Source organism: Cryobacterium sp. RTC2.1 (genome assembly GCF_035018685.1).
Classification (GTDB): domain Bacteria; phylum Actinomycetota; class Actinomycetes; order Actinomycetales; family Microbacteriaceae; genus Cryobacterium; species Cryobacterium glucosi.
Window position 1 is genome coordinate 1 of record NZ_JASJXJ010000080.1, and the last position, 17,264, is coordinate 17,264.

Annotated in this window: 16 protein-coding genes and 2 tRNA genes; 16 read left to right on the plus strand and 2 right to left on the minus strand. The window is 68.0% G+C overall.

What is annotated here, in order from left to right:
* Window positions 1-55: 55 nt before the first annotated feature.
* On the minus strand, window positions 56-1,648 hold the full coding sequence (locus tag QN357_RS11140; RefSeq protein WP_134561200.1) for an MFS transporter: 1,593 nt from the start codon (window positions 1,646-1,648) through the stop codon (window positions 56-58).
* Between the two features lie 186 nt (window positions 1,649-1,834).
* Between QN357_RS11140 and QN357_RS11145 the strand changes: the two genes are divergently transcribed.
* The 10 genes from QN357_RS11145 (at window position 1,835) to QN357_RS11190 (ending at window position 11,608) form a co-directional block, all read left to right on the plus strand.
* Window positions 1,835-2,437: a DsbA family protein gene (locus QN357_RS11145; protein WP_134447866.1), complete on the plus strand. Its 603-nt coding sequence runs from the start codon at window positions 1,835-1,837 to the stop codon at window positions 2,435-2,437.
* Between the two features lie 63 nt (window positions 2,438-2,500).
* Window positions 2,501-3,034, plus strand: a complete 534-nt coding sequence (locus QN357_RS11150) for a ribose-5-phosphate isomerase (RefSeq protein WP_134447868.1) — start codon at window positions 2,501-2,503, stop codon at window positions 3,032-3,034.
* Between the two features lies 1 nt (window position 3,035).
* Window positions 3,036-4,034 (plus strand): Fpg/Nei family DNA glycosylase, encoded by a 999-nt coding sequence (locus QN357_RS11155; RefSeq protein ID WP_322135727.1) that lies wholly within the window; start codon window positions 3,036-3,038, stop codon window positions 4,032-4,034.
* Between the two features lie 37 nt (window positions 4,035-4,071).
* Window positions 4,072-4,752 (plus strand): FMN-binding negative transcriptional regulator, encoded by a 681-nt coding sequence (locus QN357_RS11160; protein ID WP_322135728.1) that lies wholly within the window; start codon window positions 4,072-4,074, stop codon window positions 4,750-4,752.
* On the plus strand, window positions 4,749-6,239 hold the full coding sequence (locus QN357_RS11165; protein WP_322135729.1) for an amidohydrolase: 1,491 nt from the start codon (window positions 4,749-4,751) through the stop codon (window positions 6,237-6,239). Before QN357_RS11160 ends, QN357_RS11165 begins: the two co-directional genes overlap by 4 nt.
* Window positions 6,240-6,346: 107 nt before the next feature.
* The gene (locus QN357_RS11170) at window positions 6,347-7,774 is read left to right on the plus strand and encodes a sensor histidine kinase (protein ID WP_134559780.1); all 1,428 of its coding nucleotides are present in this window, start codon (window positions 6,347-6,349) and stop codon (window positions 7,772-7,774) included.
* A gap of 4 nt (window positions 7,775-7,778) precedes the next feature.
* Window positions 7,779-8,459 carry a response regulator transcription factor gene (locus QN357_RS11175; protein ID WP_322135730.1) on the plus strand — a complete coding sequence of 227 codons (681 nt, stop codon included), beginning with the start codon at window positions 7,779-7,781 and terminating at the stop codon, window positions 8,457-8,459.
* A gap of 131 nt (window positions 8,460-8,590) precedes the next feature.
* On the plus strand, window positions 8,591-9,568 hold the full coding sequence (locus QN357_RS11180) for an L-lactate dehydrogenase (protein ID WP_134447880.1): 978 nt from the start codon (window positions 8,591-8,593) through the stop codon (window positions 9,566-9,568).
* 27 nt (window positions 9,569-9,595) lie between these two features.
* Window positions 9,596-10,411 (plus strand): sulfite exporter TauE/SafE family protein, encoded by an 816-nt coding sequence (locus tag QN357_RS11185; RefSeq protein WP_134447882.1) that lies wholly within the window; start codon window positions 9,596-9,598, stop codon window positions 10,409-10,411.
* Between the two features lie 54 nt (window positions 10,412-10,465).
* Entirely contained in the window at window positions 10,466-11,608 is a 1,143-nt protein-coding gene (locus QN357_RS11190; RefSeq protein ID WP_322135731.1) for a hypothetical protein, read from the plus strand.
* 44 nt (window positions 11,609-11,652) lie between these two features.
* Here QN357_RS11190 and QN357_RS11195 read toward each other — a convergent pair.
* Window positions 11,653-11,726 (minus strand) — tRNA-Gly (locus tag QN357_RS11195).
* A 166-nt stretch (window positions 11,727-11,892) separates the two neighbouring features.
* Here QN357_RS11195 and QN357_RS11200 point away from each other — a divergent pair.
* The 6 genes from QN357_RS11200 to QN357_RS11225 all read left to right on the plus strand — a co-directional run.
* Window positions 11,893-11,969: transfer RNA gene (locus QN357_RS11200), tRNA-Pro, on the plus strand.
* A 42-nt stretch (window positions 11,970-12,011) separates the two neighbouring features.
* Entirely contained in the window at window positions 12,012-13,460 is a 1,449-nt protein-coding gene (gene tig / locus QN357_RS11205; protein ID WP_322140836.1) for a trigger factor, read from the plus strand.
* 193 nt (window positions 13,461-13,653) lie between these two features.
* Window positions 13,654-14,253, plus strand: coding sequence for an ATP-dependent Clp protease proteolytic subunit (locus QN357_RS11210; protein WP_134447888.1), 600 nt, complete (start codon window positions 13,654-13,656; stop codon window positions 14,251-14,253).
* A gap of 16 nt (window positions 14,254-14,269) precedes the next feature.
* Window positions 14,270-14,941, plus strand: coding sequence for an ATP-dependent Clp protease proteolytic subunit (locus tag QN357_RS11215; protein WP_134447890.1), 672 nt, complete (start codon window positions 14,270-14,272; stop codon window positions 14,939-14,941).
* A gap of 252 nt (window positions 14,942-15,193) precedes the next feature.
* Window positions 15,194-16,477: an ATP-dependent Clp protease ATP-binding subunit ClpX gene (clpX, locus tag QN357_RS11220; protein ID WP_134447892.1), complete on the plus strand. Its 1,284-nt coding sequence runs from the start codon at window positions 15,194-15,196 to the stop codon at window positions 16,475-16,477.
* 114 nt (window positions 16,478-16,591) lie between these two features.
* A partial coding sequence (locus tag QN357_RS11225; protein ID WP_323504886.1) for a GntR family transcriptional regulator occupies window positions 16,592-17,264 on the plus strand: 673 nt, incomplete at its 3' end.

Consider the following 17,264-nt stretch of genomic DNA (forward strand, 5'->3'; position numbering starts at 1 on the left):
GGGGGCGGCCCCTGGGGAGGGAGGCGGCGTGCCCCTGGGGCGGATGCCGGTGGTGCTAGACGCCGACCGGGTGGCGCTCTGGCTCGGTTTCGGGCTCCGGGAGAATGGCGTCGATCGAGCTCGTCGCCGGCTCATAGGTGTGGTCGAACGGCATCTCATTGGTGTCGAGGTTCGGGTTCTCGTCCTGGGTGGCGACGAGTTCCCGTGCCTCGAAGACGGAGTCGACGCTCGGCATCGAGCCGGGCAGGGGGCGCTGGGCGCTCTCCTTGAGGAAGAAGATGCTCACCGCTCCGACAGCCGAGGTGGCCATCAGGTAGTAGGCGGGCATCATGTCGTCGCCCGTTGCCTCGATGAGGGCCGCGATGATGAACGGGGTGGTTCCACCGAAGATGGCGACCGCGAAGTTGTACGCGATGCCCATCGCGCCGTACCGGCTCTCGGTCGGGAACAGCGCGGGCAGGGCCGAGGCGAGGTTCGACACGTAGAACGTCACCGGGAACGCGATCAGGGCAAGACCGAGCAGGGTCGACCAGATCTCGCCGACACCGATCAGCATGAACGCCGGGATCGAGAGCACGACCGTGCTGATCGCACCGACCCAGAGCACCGGTCGGCGGCCGATCTTGTCGGACAGGTGCCCGGTCAGCGGGATGCAGAGCGCCATGATGACGAGCACCGGGATGGTGAGCAGGGTGCCGTGCAGCTCGTCGTACCCGAGCGAACTCGTCAGGTAGGTCGGCATGTACGAGGTGAGCGCATAGCCGACGGTGTTGGCTGCTGCGACGAGGATCATGGCGAGCAGGATGCCCCGCCAGTGCGCCTTGAAGATGGTCAGCGGGCCGTTCGGGGCCGCGTCGGTGCCGTTCGGATCCAGTGACGCTGCTTCCTTGGCGTCGAGGGTGGCCTGGAAGGCGGGGGATTCCTCGATCTTCATCCGGAAGTAGATGGCGATCAGGCCGAGCGGTCCGGCGAGCAGGAACGGCAGGCGCCAGCCCCAGTCCTCCATGGCCGGCTGGCCCAGGGTGACCTGCAGGATCGACACGAGTGCGGCGCCGATCGCGAAGCCGAGGTAGCTGCCCATGTCGAGGAAGCTCGCGAAGAACCCGCGGTGCTTGTCCGGGGCGTGTTCGCTGACGAAGGTGGTGGCACCGGCGTACTCGCCACCGGTGGAGAAGCCCTGGACGAGCTTGGTCAACACCAGGAGAGCGGCGGCCCAGCTGCCGATCATCGCGTAGTTTGGCAGGATGCCGACCACGAACGTCGACGCGGCCATGATCATCAGCGTCATGGCGAGGACCTTCTGGCGGCCGATCTTGTCGCCGAGCCAGCCGAAGAAGACGCCGCCGATGGGGCGGGCGATGAAGGTGGCGGCGAAGGTGCCGAGGAGGAACAGGGTCTGGACCGACTTGTCGGCCTCGGGGAGGAACACCGGTCCCATGGTCGTGATGAGGTAGCCGAACACGCCGACGTCGTACCATTCCATGGTGTTTCCCACGATGGTTCCGCCGAGTGCCTTCTTGAGCATCGGCTGGTCGACGACGTTGACGTGGGAGACCCTCAGGCGACGCTGCAGGAGGGGCTTTTTGGTCTTGATTATGGCGCGCTTGGCACCGGGCATAGAGTCTGACAAACTACGGTCTCTGGGCATTTGAACTTCTCTCGTGGAGATCACTTGCTCGCGACGTGGAGCTGGCCCTTTTCGGGCATAACGAGCAATTTTAGTCCAAAAACGCCGTCAAACCGAATTTTTTGGTGGGATACCGACGCTGGGCAGGGGTTTCTTCACCTTCGCGGAGCGAGCGGATGCGGGTGTGCGTGCACCTAGGCTGGTGCGATGACGGACACCGTGAAGTTCTGGTTCGACCCCTCCTGCCCCTGGGCCTGGATGACCTCCCGCTGGGTGGATGAGGTGGCCTCACAGCGTGACCTCGACGTCACCTGGAAGGTGATGAGCCTCGCGGTGCTCAATGAGGACAACGACGTGAGCGAAGAGTACGCCGCGTTCTTCCCCCGGGCTCTCCGGTACACCCGCCTCGTGCAGGCGGCGCAGGAGCTGCACGGGCAGGCGACCGTGAAGGCCCTCTACGACGCACTCGGCACCCGGATCCACCCCGGCGGCAGCACGAACCCCGACGAGGTCATCCCGGCGGCGCTCGCCGAGGTCGGCCTTCCGGCGGACTTCGCCGCGTGGGCCGACAGCGACCACTACGACCCGGAGATGCGCGCAAGCCACTTCGACGGGATGAACCGGGTCGGCCAGGACGTCGGCACCCCGGTCATCGCGGTGAACGATGTCGCCTTCTTCGGCCCGGTCATCTCGCCGGCGCCCAGGGGCGAAGCCGCGACGAAACTGTGGGACGGCGTCGTGGCCGTGGCCGCGTACCCCGGTTTCTTCGAGATGAAGCGAACCCGCACGGTCGGTCCGATCTTCGACTGAGCGGATGCCGGCGGCGCCGGGAGCAGGACGGCGATCGCACGGGACGGCAAATAGTATGGGGTCATGCGCATTCACCTCGCCACTGACCATGCCGGCCACGATTTCAGCCGTTTCCTCGTCGGTCACCTGACCGAGGCCGGCCACGAGGTCGTCGACCACGGGCCCACGAGCTACGACCCGCTCGACGACTACCCGTCGTTCTGCATCAATGCCGCCCAGGGCGTCGTCGACGACCAGGCCGCGGGCATCGACGCGCTCGGCGTCGTCTTCGGGGGATCGGGCAACGGCGAGCAGATGGCCGCGAACAAGGTCGTCGGGGTCAGGGCCGCGTTGGTCTGGAACCTGGACATCGCCCGGCTCGCGCGTGAGCACAACAACGCGAACGTCATCTCGATCGGCGCCCGCCAGCACACGATCGAGGAGGCGACCTCCTTCATCGACGCGTTCATCGCCGAACCGTTCACGGGCGAGGAACGCCACGCGCGACGGATCCGCCAGCTTTTCGAATACGAGACCACCCGGTCCATCTCCGGCATCAGGGTCGACCCGGCACGCATCGACCCGTCCAGCGTCGACCCGGCCCGCAGCGCGCGCTGACGTGCCAGAGGGTCATTCCGTCCACCGGATCGCCCGGCAGTTCGCGCGCAACTTCGTGGGCCACCGGGTGCAGCTGTCCTCGCCGCAAGGCCGTTTCGTCGAAGGCGCCGCCGTGCTCGACGGGCACGTGATGACCAGGGCGCGCGCCGTCGGCAAGCAGATGTTCCTCGAATTCGACAACGGGCTCTGGCTGCGGGTGCACCTCGGCATGTACGGAGCCTGGGACTTCGCCGGTGAGATCCTGATGGACGCCACGATCGCATCCGCCAACGGCCGGATGGGCCAGACCAACCAGCGCGGCACAGACCTCGACGGGCCGGCGGATGCCGTCCTCGACTCCGCGGGGGAGAACTCGCTCCGGAGCATCGGGGCTCCCCGGCGCACCCGGGTGCGGATGGCCGAGCAGGAGAAGGAGATCGACCAGCGGGGCACCTTCCCGCCCGAACCGGTCGGGCAGGTGCGGGTGCGCCTGCTCACCGACACGGTGTGCGCGGACCTGCGCGGCCCCACCGCCTGCCAGGTGCTCGACGCCGCAGAGGTGCAGGCGGTCATCGACAAGGCCGGCCCAGACCCGCTCCTCGATGACAGCCCAGCAGCGGAGGACCGGTTCACGGCCGTCGTGCGCCGCAAGCCCACCCCGATCGGACTGCTCCTGATGGACCAGTCCGTGGTGAGCGGCATCGGGAACGTCTATCGCGCCGAACTGTTGTTCCGGGCCGGGGTCAACCCGCACGCGCCGGGCAAGAGCCTCACCGAGGACACCGTGCGCGGTCTCTGGCGGGACTGGGCGCACCTGCTCACGATCGGCGTCGAAACCGGCCAGATGATGACCATGGACGACCTCGCCGGGGCCGACTGGGTGCTCGCGATGAAGAATCGCGCGGACCGGCACTGGGTCTACAAGCGCGAGGGCCTGCCCTGCCGGGTCTGCGGCACCCACATCCTGCTCGAGGAGATGGGCGCCCGCAAGCTCTACTGGTGCCCGACCTGCCAGGCCTGAAGATCACCCTCCGCCAGCGAGACAGACAGGACGCAACATGCGCAACACCCCCAGCTTCGTGCTCACCGATCCCGCCGAAATCCGGAGGCTGATCCGGGAGAACCCGTGGGCGACCCTGGTCAGCCACACGAGCACGGGCGATCTCGTCGCCTCGCACTACCCGATGCTTCTCGACGAGTCCGTTTCAGGAACGGATACCGATTCCGGCGAGCTCGTTCTGGTCACCCACGTGGGTCGTCCAGACGAGAAACTGCACGAGCTCGGGCAGCACGAGATGATCGTGATCATCCAGGGCCCGCACGGGTACGTGTCCCCGGGGTGGTACGACGCCAACCCGGCCGTGCCGACCTGGAACTTCATCACCGCGCACCTCTACGGCACGCCGGAGATCCTCAGCGCCGAGGAGAACCTGCTCGTGCTCGACCGGCTCGTCGATCACTTCGAGGAGCGCCTGCCCGAACCGCGCCGCCTGCACGGGACGGCCGCGAACTCGGCGTACGCCGACCGGATCTCGGCCGGTACCGTCGGCTTCCGCCTCCGGGTCACCCGGGTGGTCGCCAAGAGCAAGCTCAGCCAGAACAAGCCTCCCGAGACCGTCGACCGCATCATCTCCGAACTCGAGGGGACCGGTCCGTACGCGAGCGTGAACCTCGCCGCCGAGATGCGGCGCGCGCACGGGCGGCTCTCCCGCGCCGCCCGGGCCGGAGACGGCTCATGAGCCCCGATCCGCTCGTCCTCCGGAACGCCCGACTGCCCGGGAGCGACGAACTCACCGATGTCGAGATCGTCGACGGCACGGTCACGAGGCTCGGCTTCCTCGGTGGCGAGGGCGGCATGGGTGGCGACGGTCCTGCCGTCGAGTCGATCGACCTCGGCGAGCGCTGGCTGATCCCCGGACTGTGGGACAACCACGTGCACTTCACCCAGTGGGCGCAGATCGCCCGCCGACTCGACGTGTCGACAGCAGGCAGCGCCGCGGAGGCCGCCCGGATCGTCGCGGGGCGCATCCCGCTGCTCACGACAGGGGAGACCCTGATCGGCTTCGGCTTCCGCGACGGGCTCTGGCCGGATGCCCCCGGCCGCGCCGTCCTCGACGCCGTCTCAGGAACGGTCCCCGTCGTCCTCGTCAGCGGTGACCTGCACAGCGTCTGGCTCAACTCCGCCGCCCTCGCCGCCCGCGGACTCGGCGACCACCCCACCGGCCTGCTCCGCGAGGAAGATGCCTTCGCGGTGGAACGGGCACTCGACGCCGTCCCGGACGCGATCAGCGACACCTGGGCCGACGAAGCGGCGCGGGTCGCCGCCGCCCGCGGCGTCGTCGGCATCGTCGACCTCGAAATGGTCTGGAACCTCGACGTCTGGCGCCGCCGCATCGCCGCAGGCACCGATTCGCTCCGGGTCGAGTTCGGCATCTACACCGAACACCTCGAGCGCGCCGTCGCAGAGGGCCTCCGCTCCGGTGCCGTCATCGACGGCACCGGAGGTCTGCTCAGCGTCGGCCCGTACAAGGTCATCACGGACGGTTCGCTCAACACCCGCACCGCATACTGCTTCGACGACTACCCGGGGCTCACGGGCGCCGACGCCAACGGCGTGCTGAGCGTGACGCCAGACGACCTGCTCCGCTGGATGCGCCTCGCGAGCGAGTCCGGCATCCACCCCGCCGTTCACGCGATCGGCGACCGGGCCAACCGGATCGCCCTCGACGCCTTCGAGACCCTCGGCTGTGCGGGAAGCATCGAACACGCCCAGCTGCTCAGTCACGCCGATGTCGACCGGTTCGCCGCCCTCGGCGTCGTCGCGAGCGTGCAGCCAGAGCACGCCGTCGACGACCGCGACGTCGCGGACCGCTACTGGGCCGGCCGTACCAACCGCGCCTTCATGCTCGCGAGCCTGCTCCGCGCCGGGGCACGACTCGCGCTCGGCTCCGACGCGCCCGTCGCGCCGCTCGACCCCTGGGTCGGCATCGCCGCCGCGGTCGGGCGCACCAGGGACGGCCGTGAAGCCTGGCACCCCGAGCAAGGCGTGTCCCGCCAGGCCGCGCTCGCCGCATCCGCCCGCGGCAGGCACCGGGTCGCGGTCGGCGACCCGGCCGACCTCGCCGTCTGCGAGACCGACCCGTTCGTCGCGTCCCTCGACGACCTGCGGCGGATGAACGTCGCAGCGACCCTGCTCGGCGGCCGGTTCACCCACCGCGCGCTCTGACCCGATGCGGGCCGCGGGGGTTTTCCCCCGCAGCGATTGGGACGCAGGCCCGATGGGCGCGCCGGGCGTTCACGGCGAGGCTGGAGTCATCCACCAAGGAGGACACCATGACCACGAGGACACCCGCAACCGTCCCGCACTCCGGGGAATCTGGCAGTCTGGAGACCGTGCAGACCCCTCTGAGCGAAAATCCCGGCTATCGAGGCCTCTGGCGGTCGGTACCACGGGAACTCGGCTTCCTCCTGCTCGCCCTTCCCGTCGCGGTCATCGCCCTGAGCGTGCTGAGCACCGTATTCTTCACGGGCGTCGGTATGGTCGCGATCTTCGTGGGGCTGTTCGTGATCGTCGCCGCGCTCTATGCCGCGCGTGGTTTCGGCCTCGTGGAGCTGACCCGCCTGCGCTGGGCCGGCCAACCGGCCATCCGGCCTCCCCGGTGGGAACGTGACGGCCAGCCGGTCACCCCGCTTCGAACCCTGCTGGGCCCGCTTGTCGGCGGCCACTACTGGCTCTACCTCCTGCACGGCATGGTCGTGAACTTCGTGATCTCGCTCGTGAGCTGGACCGTCACCGTCGTCTGGCTCTCGATCGCCCTCGGCGGGGTCACCTTCTGGCTGTGGGGCTGGTCGATCCCGCAGGGCCAGGAGGGGGCAACCGGGCTGTTGGGCCTCGGCGAGCTGATTCTGCCGGGTACCCAGGGCGTCGGCAACCCGTACCTCGTCGAGAGCCTGCTCGAACTAGCGCTCGGCCTCGCGTTCCTCGCCACGCTGCCCTACGTCACCCGGGGCCTCGTGCTCGTGCACCGGTTCATCGGCCAGGGCATGCTCGGGGCCTGGCGCTCCGAGGCGCTCACCCGCGAGGTCGCCGACCTGAGCGCCTCCCGCGGCGCGGCCGTCGTCGCAGAGGACCGCGGCCTCCGCCGCCTCGAACGCGATATCCACGACGGACCCCAGCAGCGCCTCGTGCGCCTGCAGATGGACCTCGCGAGCGCCGAACGCAAACTCGACACGGACCCTGCCGCCGCCAGGGCGCTGCTCGCCGAGGCGCGGGAGCAGGCCCACGACACCCTCGAGGAGCTCAGGGCGCTGTCCCGTGGGCTCGTCCCGCCGATCCTGCAGGACCGCGGCCTCACCGTCGCGCTCGAGTCCCTCGCAGCCAGGAGCACCATTCCCGTCGCTCTCGAATTCCAGCTCGAGCCGGGGCTGCGGCTGCCCTCCGAGATCGAACGGAGCGTATATTTCATCGCGGCCGAGCTCCTCACGAACGCCGCCAAGCACTCCCGCGCGAGCGGCATCCGCCTGCACCTCGCCCTGCGCCGGGTGCCGGACGACGACTCAACCTGGCTCGACCTCTGGGTGATCGACAACGGCATCGGTGGGGCCGTCCTCACCGAATCGCACGGGTTGTGCGGCCTCGACGAGCGCCTGCGGGGGCTGCGCGGCCTGCTGTCGATCGACAGTCCGGCCGGAGGTCCCACGAATGTCGGTGCGCACATCCCGCTGGCCGAAACCCTGCCAGGTTCGATCGTCGTATCCTGAACGGGTGACCTCGCCAGAGCAGACCAGCGCAGCATCCGCGGCTCCGCTCCGGCTCGTTCTCGCCGAGGACTCGCTCCTGCTTCGTGAGGGGCTCGTGCGGCTCTTCGACGAGGCCGGGTTCGACTGCGTGGCCGCCTATGGCGACGCGGACGCCCTGCTCGCCGACGTCGATCGCCTCCGGCCGGACATCGCCGTGCTGGACGTGCGAATGCCGCCGACGTTCCGGGACGAAGGGGTGCGTGCCGCCCTCGAGCTGCGGCGCCGGCTCCCCGGAGTCGGGATCCTGCTCCTCAGCCAGTACGTCGAGGCCACCTACGCGCACGAACTCCTCTCGGCCGGCGACGGAGGACTCGGCTACCTGCTCAAGGACCGGGTCGCCTCCCTCGACGAACTGCAGGATGCCGTCCTGCGGATCCACGCCGGTGGAACGGTGCTCGACCCGCAGGTGGTCCGTGAGCTCCTGGGCCGCCGCACCGACCCGCTCGAGAGACTCACTCCCCGGGAGCGGGACGTGCTCGGGCTGATGGCCGAGGGGCGCACCAACGTCAGTATCGCCTCCCGGCTCGTGATCGGGGTCGGCGCCGTCGAGAAGAACGTCACCGCCATCTTCCAGAAGCTCGGCCTCGACGATTCGGGAACGGACCACCGCAGGGTGCTCGCCGTCCTCGCCTTCCTCCGCCACTGAGTATTCTGCTGGCACTGAGTATTCCGCCGGCGCTGAGTATTCCGCTGCCAAGAGGCGAATTGAACGTAGATAATTCGGTTTAATCTGATGAAACAGGTGCGAACGCGTCCTGGTGCGGGCAGACTGGAACCATGAGCGCAATCGAGAATTCCAAGCTGGCCATCATCGGAGCGGGCGCCGTCGGCACCTCCCTCGCGTATGCCTCCCTGATCCGGCAGTCGGCCCGCGAGGTGGTGCTCTACGACATCAACGAGCCCAAGGTCGAGGCCGAGGTGCTCGACCTCGCGCACGGCACCCAGTTCACCGGCGCGTCCTGCGTGTCCGGCGGTGCCGACCTCGACATGATCTCGGACGCCAACATGGTCGTGATCACCGCGGGTGCCCGGCAGCACCCCGGCCAGTCCCGCCTCGAAATGTCCGGCGTCAACGTCGGAATCCTCCGCGAACTGATGCCCAAGCTGATCAAGCGCGCCCCCGACGCGGTCTACATGATCGTGACCAACCCCTGCGACATCCTCACCTACGCCGCGCTGCACTTCAGCGGACTTCCCTCCAGCCGGGTGTTCGGCTCCGGCACCGTTCTCGACTCCTCCCGCCTGCGCTGGTTGCTCGCGCACCGGGTCGGCGTTGCGATCGCCAACGTGCACGCCACGATCGTCGGCGAGCACGGCGACTCCGAGTTCCCGCTCTGGTCCCAGGCCAGGGTCGGTCCGATCTCGCTCGACCAATGGGTCGCCGATGACATCTCCCCGGTGACCAACGGACGCGAGAAGTTCTCCGAGGCCGAGTTCGCGGCCATCACCGAGGACGTCAAGACCGCCGCGTACCGGGTGATCGCGGGCAAGGGTGCCACGAACTACGCGATCGGGCTCTCCGGTGCCCGGATCGTCGAGGCCGTGCTGCGCGACGAGGGCGCCGTGCTCCCGATCAGTTCTGTGCTGACCGACTACCGCGGCGTGAGCAACGTCGCCCTGTCCGTCCCGACGGTCGTCAACGCCGAGGGGGTGTCCCGGGTGATCGAGGTGCCCTTCTCCGAGTCGGAACAGGCCCTGTTCCAGCACTCTGCCGACACCCTGCGGGCGACGCTCGACACCCTCGGCCTGAAGTAGGGCGCGGCCCCCACTACGGTGGGAGGCATGTGGCCAGAGGCATTTGCAATCGCCGCGGCCGGTTTCGCCGCGGGCATGATCAACGTCGTCGTCGGTTCGGGGACCCTCATCACCTTTCCGATCCTCGTGCTTCTGGGATACCCGCCGCTCGTCGCCAACGTCTCCAACAACCTCGGACTCGTGGCCGGCGGCGTCGCGGGGACGATCGGCTACCGGCGCGAGATCGCCGCTCATCGCGGTTTCGCCTTCGCCCTTCTCCCTGTCGCCCTGGCCGGCGGCCTCGCCGGTGCCACCCTGCTGCTCGTGCTCCCCAGCAGCGCCTTCAAGGCCATCGTTCCTGTCCTCATCCTCGTCGGGATCCTCCTCGTCGCCGTCGGGCCGTGGATTCAGCGCCGGATCGCCGCACGAACCGCGCCGGCCAGCGAAGCGGATGCGGTGGCGGCGCCGACTGCCGAGGCGGCCGGCATCCCCGGCGGTCGTGGCCGGCGCGTCGGCATCATGGTGAGCATCTTCATCCTCGGCGTCTACGGCGGTTATTTCGGCGCGGCCCAGGGGATCCTGGTGGTGGGCGCCCTCGGCATCCTCACCACGGTCTCGCTCGGGTCACTCAACGCCGTGAAGAATCTCCTCGTCACCGGCGTGAACCTGATGGCCTCGATCATCTTCATCCTGTTCGCGCGCGACTCCATCGACTGGGCCGTGGTCGGTCTCATCACCGTCGGCGCGGGCCTCGGCGGCCTCCTCGGCGCGCGGGTCGGGCGGCGCCTGCCGCCCACTCTCCTGCGCGTGATCATCGTGACCGTCGGCGTCGTCGCGCTCGTCAACCTGATGCTCCACTCCTGACCGTTCTGTCCTCGGGGGAGCAGTCCGGAGTAGGTTGATCGCGGGGGAATTCACATGACGCTCGCAGCTTCAGCACTGGTCCGCTCCGTAACTTTGATCTGCGCCCTGACCGCGGTAGTGACGCTCGCCGGGTGCACGCAGGGTTCCGGCGGTTCCTCTCCGGGTGCCTCGCCAGAACCCACGGCATCCGCGACGACGACGTCCCTGCCCGTCGCGCTCGACTGTGGCCTGGTCCTGCCGGTCGACCGGGCCGCAGCCGCGCTCGGACTCCCGACGAACAGCCTCTTCGATCAGGCCACCCGGGCCACCGCCGAGCAGCAGCCGAGCAGCGGCGCCACCCAGATCATCGTGCAGGACGCGGCCGATGCCCTCGGCGGCCTGGTCGACTGCAGCTGGTCAGCCCCGGACAACGGCACCGGAGCGCTGACGGACGACGGCAGCCGGATGATCCCGCGCGTGAGCGTCCGGGTCCTGCCGCACTCGGCCGCCGAGTTCACAGCGAGTGAACCCGATTCCGACGACGGCCTGCGGGGCCTGCACCCCGTCGACCTTGGCGACACTGCTTACGTGGCCTGCCACCCGCCGGAGCACGATTCCTGCCGGGCCGAGATCCTGGTGGGAACCACCTGGGTGAACGCGACGGTCAGTCCGCAACCCACCGAGGAGAGCTTCGTGACCTTCGCTCGCACCGTTGTGGAGGCCGTCCAGACGGCGGACGCGGTGCCGGCGACGACGCCCCCACCGCGCGTCGGCTGTGACGCTCTGCTCGCCGCGGCCGACCTCGCGGATGCCGTGGGCATGGCGGACTCCCGGTCGACCGATTATGGAGTGCCCGGACCGTACACATCGGGCGTTCAGCCGATCGCAGAAAGCCGGGCAGGCCTTCTCCACTGCGGCTGGTTGAGCGGGGACGCCGGTGCACTCTCCGGCGGCGTGTCCGTGACCGTGCTGCCGGGCGCTGCATCGGTGTGGCACGCGTCACCGCCGAACCAGGCCAATTCCAGCATCCGGTTCGAAGCGGTGACCGGGCTCGGGGACGAGGCATTCGCCGGCTGCGGAGGGGACACCTGCGAGGTCGACGTGCTCTCCGGCGGTGTCTGGGTACTCGTGCAGCACTACGCGCAGCCGACCGGCAACCTGGACGGCGCGAAGACGCTTGCGGCCGCCGTCCTGGCCAACTACCTCGCCAACCGATAGGGCGCCGGGGCAACTGCCGGATTCGGAAAGGGAATGACCGGATATGGAGGGGATGACGGGAATCGAACCCGCGCCATCAGTTTGGAAAACTGAGGCTCTACCATTGAGCTACATCCCCAAGAGTGCCGAACTGCGCACTCAAATACCTTAGTACAGCAACGGCGACCTCGCGTACGCGAACCGGCCATGGGCATCCGGTCGGTGCAGTAGACTTACCGAGGTCAATCCGCTGTCGCGTGCACCTGCGTGGCGTCAGGCTGACTCCAACGGGTTGAGACAATATCCGGGGCGTAGCTCAGCTTGGTAGAGCGCTCGGTTTGGGGCCGAGAGGTCGCAGGTTCGAATCCTGTCGCCCCGACCATCACCCCCCTCTGAACCAGATCGAACACAGGAGATAACCCACGTGAAGTCCACGGTCGAAAAGCTGAGCCCCACGCGCGCCAAGGTCACCATTTCGGTGACCCCGGAGGAGCTGAAGCCCAGCATCACCCACGCATATGGTCACATTGCCGAAGACATCAACATCCCCGGCTTCCGCAAGGGCAAGGTTCCGCCGCCCATCATCGACCAGCGCGTCGGTAAGTCGGCCGTCCTCGAGCACGCCGTCAACGAAGGCCTCGACGGTTTCTACCGTGCCGCCGTCGACGAGCACAAGCTCCGCCCGCTCGGCCGCCCCGAGGCCGACATCGTCGAGTGGCCGTCCGACAAGGACTTCTCCGGCGACCTCAAGCTCTCCATCGAGGTTGACGTCCGCCCCGAGATCGACCTTCCCGCATACTCCGGCCTCAAGCTCGTCGTCGACACGGCCGAGGTCACCGATGAGGACGTCACCGAGGAGCTCGACAAGCTGCGCAGCCGCTTCGGCACGCTCATCACGGTCGACCGCCCCGCTAAGACCGGCGACTTCGTGCAGATCGACCTCGTCGCCTCCATCGGCGACGTCGAGGTCGACAACGCGACCGGCATCTCCTACGAGGTCGGCACCGGCGACTTGATCGACGGCATCGACGAGGCACTCGACTCGCTCAGCGCGACCGAGACCACGACCTTCAACTCCACCCTCATGGGCGGCGACCACGAAGGCGAAACCGCGGAGATCACCGTGACGGTCCTCGCCGTCAAGGAGCGCGAGCTTCCCCCCGTCGACGACGACTTCGCGCAGATCGCCAGCGAATTCGACACCGTCGCAGAGCTCACCGAAGACCTCAAGGCGCAGGCGCTGCGCTCCAAGATCTTCGGCCAGGGCACCCAGGCTCGCGAACTGCTCATCGAGCAGCTCCTCGCCTCCGTCGAGGTCCCGATCCCGACCGCGATCATCGAGGACGAGGTGCGCCGTCACCTCGAGGGCGAGAACCGCCTCGAAGACGACGTGCACCGCGCCGAGGTCACCGAGTCGAGCGAGAAGACCTTCCGCCAGCAGATCCTGCTCGACACGATCGCCGAGGCCGAGAAGGTCCAGGTCAGCCAGGACGAGCTCACCCAGTACCTGATCCAGGGTGCAGCCCAGTACGGCATGGACCCGAGCGAGTTCGTCCAGGCGCTCAGCGGCAACGGCCAGATCCCGTCGATGGTCGCAGAGGTCGCCCGCAACAAGGCCCTCGCGATCGCCCTCGGCAAGGCGGAGGTCGTTGATGGCAACGGCGCCGTCGTCGATCTCGCCGAGTTCACCGCGATCGCGGGCGACGAGCCCGAGGCCGCCGCAGACGGGACCACCTCCGTCGACGTCGACATCGACGCCGTCACGGTCGACCCCGCCGCGGACGCCGCAGCAGCCGCCGCGTCGGAAGACGCTGACGACGAGGCCGCCGAGGCCCCCGCGAAGCCGAAGAAGAAGGCCGCAGCCAAGAAGTAACACCCGTGGGCAGCATCCGCTGCCAGCACCCGCTGTAGTCCAGCGAACGAGGGCCGGGCGTCTCAGGACGTCCGGCCCTTCCGTGTTCCCGGGCGCGGGGGAGCCGCGCAATCTGCCGAGGGCGAACACGGCCGTTCTGGCTCTCAGGCTCCTATAGATTCAATCTCAAGCGACAAGTGAAACGGAGCGCGACATGGCCGATATGACCCCAACACCCGGCGTTTTTGACCGACTGCTGAAAGACCGCATCATCTGGCTCGGTTCGGAGGTCCGGGACGAGAACGCCAACGAGATCTGTGCCAAGATCCTGCTGCTCGCCGCGGAGGATTCTGAGCGGGACATCTTCCTGTACATCAACTCGCCCGGCGGCTCGATCACGGCCGGCATGGCCATCTACGACACGATGAAGTTCGTACCGAACGACATCGTCACCGTCGGCATCGGGCTGGCGGCCTCCATGGGCCAGTTCCTGCTGTCCTCCGGCACCAAGGGCAAGCGGTACATCACGCCGAACGCCCGGGTCCTGCTGCACCAGCCGTCCGGCGGCTTCGGCGGCACGGCGGCAGACATCCAGACGCAGGCGAAGGTCATCCTCGACATGAAGAAGCGGATGGCGGAACTCACGGCGGAGCAGACCGGCAAGTCGGTCGAGCAGATCCTGATCGACAACGACCGCGACAACTGGTTCACCGCCCAGGAAGCAGTGACCTACGGCTTCGTCGACCACCTGCGCGGCTCCGCGTCGGAAGTAATCGGCGGCGGCGGCACCGACGACTCAGTGAACAAGATCTAGGACGGGCGTACACGACATGGAATTCACGAATTTTGGTCACCAGGCCGGTGGCCGCGCACCGCAGGCTCCCGAGTCTCGGTACATCCTCCCCACCTTCGAAGAACGCACGGCCTACGGCTACAAGCGCCAGGACCCCTACGCGAAGCTCTTCGAGGACCGCATCATCTTCCTCGGCGTCCAGGTCGACGACGCGTCCGCTGACGACGTCATGGCCCAGCTCCTCGTGCTCGAGAGCCAGGACCCGGACCGCGACATCGTGATGTACATCAACTCACCGGGTGGCTCCTTCACCGCGATGACGGCGATCTACGACACGATGCAGTACATCCGTCCGCACATCCAGACGGTCTGCCTCGGCCAGGCGGCCTCCGCTGCCGCCGTGCTGCTGGCCGGCGGAACGCCCGGCAAGCGCCTCGCGCTGCCGAACGCGCGCATCCTCATCCACCAGCCCTCGGCCGGTGGTCAGGGCGGCGGCCAGGCTTCCGACATCGAGATCCAGGCGGCGGAGATCCAGCGGATGCGCGACTGGCTCGAAGAGACGATCGCGCACCACTCCAACCGGACCTCGGCGCAGGTCCACAAGGACATCGACCGCGACAAGATCCTCGGCGCCCCCGAGGCCCTCGAATACGGCCTGATCGACCAGATCCTGACGAGCCGCAAGAACGTTCCGGTCCTCGTCAAGTAGCAGTTCCCTTTCGCGACGGGGCAGGTCCCCGTTCTCCTGTCGCCCGCGCGGCGGCCGGTCGGATGCGCAAGCACCGGCAGGCCGCCGCGTTCCGGTTTTCGCCGGTCGGGCGCCGCGCGATATCCCACCCGCGGGGGATTATTACGGGTTTCCACCGATCCGCGTCGCTTGCACCCCAGTGTCACCCCCAGAGGCTAGGCTCGGTTCAGCGAAACAAGCGTTACCAGCACGACCGATGGAGGAGGCTGACGGATGGCCCGAATAGGCGAAAGCGCCGACCTGCTGAAGTGTTCCTTCTGTGGGAAGAGTCAGAAGCAGGTCCAGCAGCTGATCGCCGGTCCCGGTGTCTACATCTGCGACGAATGCGTCGAGCTGTGCAACGAGATCATCGAAGAACGCCTGGCCGAGGCCGGCGCCGAAGAGACCACGGGCGAGTTCGAACTGCCCAAGCCCAAGGAGATCTTCGGGTTCCTTGAGGAATACGTCATCGGCCAGGAAGCCGCCAAGCGCGCACTGGCCGTCGCCGTCTACAACCACTACAAGCGCGTGCGCTCCCGTGCCACGCTCACCGCCGCCGACGCGATCCACGACGACGTGGAAATCGCCAAGTCCAACATCCTCCTGATCGGCCCGACCGGCTGCGGCAAGACCTATCTCGCCCAGACGCTCGCCAAGCGCCTCAACGTGCCGTTCGCCGTCGCGGACGCGACCGCACTCACCGAGGCCGGATACGTCGGCGAAGACGTCGAGAACATCCTGCTCAAGCTCATCCAGGCCGCCGACTACGACGTCAAGCGTGCCGAGACGGGCATCATCTACATCGACGAGATCGACAAGATCGCCCGCAAGGCCGAGAACCCCTCGATCACCAGGGACGTGTCCGGTGAGGGCGTGCAGCAGGCTCTGCTGAAGATCCTGGAAGGAACCGTCGCGTCTGTGCCCCCGCAGGGCGGGCGCAAGCATCCGCACCAGGAATTCATCCAGATCGACACGACCAATGTGCTGTTCATCGTGGCCGGCGCGTTCGCGGGACTCGACGACATCATCTCCACCCGTGCTGGCAAGAAGGGCATCGGCTTCGGCGCCCCGCTGCACAGCAAGGGTGACGATGTGAACCTCTTCAGCGAGGTCCTCCCCGAAGACCTGCACAAGTTCGGACTCATCCCCGAATTCATCGGCCGGCTGCCCGTCGTCACGACGGTCACCCAGCTCGACCAGGTCGCCCTCATGCAGATCCTCACGGTTCCGAAGAACGCCCTCGTGCGCCAGTACCAGCGGATGTTCGAGCTCGACGGCGTCGAACTCGACTTCGAGCAGCCCGCGCTCGAGGCCATCGCCGACCTCGCCGTGCTGCGCAAGACCGGCGCCCGGGGCCTCCGCGCGATCATGGAAGAGGTCCTCGGGCCGATCATGTTCGAGGTGCCGTCCTCCAGCGAGGTCGCCAGGGTCATCGTGACCAGGGCTGCCGTGCTCGACAACGCCGCCCCGACCATCGTGCTGCACAAGGCCGCCCGCCGCGTCGAGAAGTCCGCCTAGCCCCGAAACCCATCACGACCTGAACCGCCTCCGACCACAGTCGGGGGCGGTTTTTGGTGCAGGCGGGTCGGCGGCCACTTGACAGGGCGCCACTGGCAATATCTAATATATTGCATGCCGGTTCCCGTTCCCGATGCGCTGCATCGACCAGTCTCCCTGCGCGACTATGCCTACGAGGCACTCCGCACCGCGATCGTCGACGGAAGGCTCGCCCCCGGCGAGAAGCTTCGTGACGCCGAGCTCGAGTCCTGGCTCGGGGTCAGTCGCACGCCGATCCGCGAGGCCATCGCCCGGCTCGAAACCGCAGGTCTCGTTCGAACCGAGCGTGCCAGGCAGACCGTCGTCGCGCCGCTGGACGAACGGACGGCACTGAACGCGCAGGCGATCGCCGCAGCGCTCCACGAACTCGCCGCGCGCGAGGCGGTCGCCCAGCTCACCGCCGGGGACATCGCCGCGATGAAGGCGGCCAACGACCGGTTCCGGCTCGCCCTGGCGACGAACGACGTCGATGCCGCCATCGCCGCGGATGACGATTTCCACGACGTCGCGGTGCGCGCGAGCGCGAACCAGCTGCTGCCGGCACTGCTCGAGCAGGTCACGCCCACCCTGAGGCGCCTGGAACGCGCCCGGTTCTCCTCCCTCGCGGGGCGGGCATCCGTTGCCGACCACGAGCGCATCATCGGATTCTGCGCTGCCGGGCAAGCCGACCAAGCCGGCACGGCCGTACGCGAGAACTGGCTCACCCTCGGGCGGATGCTGGCCGCGACTGCCAACGTGACCCTGAACC

What these genes read in the sequence shown, in the direction of transcription:
- QN357_RS11165 (WP_322135729.1), top strand. Translation starts at nt 4,749, where the DNA reads ATGAGCCCCGATCCGCTCGTCCTCCGGAACGCCCGACTGCCCGGGAGC.
- QN357_RS11160 (WP_322135728.1), top strand. Translation starts at nt 4,072, where the DNA reads ATGCGCAACACCCCCAGCTTCGTGCTCACCGATCCCGCCGAAATCCGG.
- QN357_RS11185 (WP_134447882.1), top strand. Translation starts at nt 9,596, where the DNA reads ATGTGGCCAGAGGCATTTGCAATCGCCGCGGCCGGTTTCGCCGCGGGC.
- QN357_RS11140 (WP_134561200.1), bottom strand. Translation starts at nt 1,648, where the DNA reads ATGCCCAGAGACCGTAGTTTGTCAGACTCTATGCCCGGTGCCAAGCGC.
- clpX (WP_134447892.1), top strand. Translation starts at nt 15,194, where the DNA reads ATGGCCCGAATAGGCGAAAGCGCCGACCTGCTGAAGTGTTCCTTCTGT.
- QN357_RS11170 (WP_134559780.1), top strand. Translation starts at nt 6,347, where the DNA reads ATGACCACGAGGACACCCGCAACCGTCCCGCACTCCGGGGAATCTGGC.
- QN357_RS11150 (WP_134447868.1), top strand. Translation starts at nt 2,501, where the DNA reads ATGCGCATTCACCTCGCCACTGACCATGCCGGCCACGATTTCAGCCGT.
- QN357_RS11190 (WP_322135731.1), top strand. Translation starts at nt 10,466, where the DNA reads ATGACGCTCGCAGCTTCAGCACTGGTCCGCTCCGTAACTTTGATCTGC.
- QN357_RS11210 (WP_134447888.1), top strand. Translation starts at nt 13,654, where the DNA reads ATGGCCGATATGACCCCAACACCCGGCGTTTTTGACCGACTGCTGAAA.
- QN357_RS11215 (WP_134447890.1), top strand. Translation starts at nt 14,270, where the DNA reads ATGGAATTCACGAATTTTGGTCACCAGGCCGGTGGCCGCGCACCGCAG.
- QN357_RS11145 (WP_134447866.1), top strand. Translation starts at nt 1,835, where the DNA reads ATGACGGACACCGTGAAGTTCTGGTTCGACCCCTCCTGCCCCTGGGCC.
- QN357_RS11180 (WP_134447880.1), top strand. Translation starts at nt 8,591, where the DNA reads ATGAGCGCAATCGAGAATTCCAAGCTGGCCATCATCGGAGCGGGCGCC.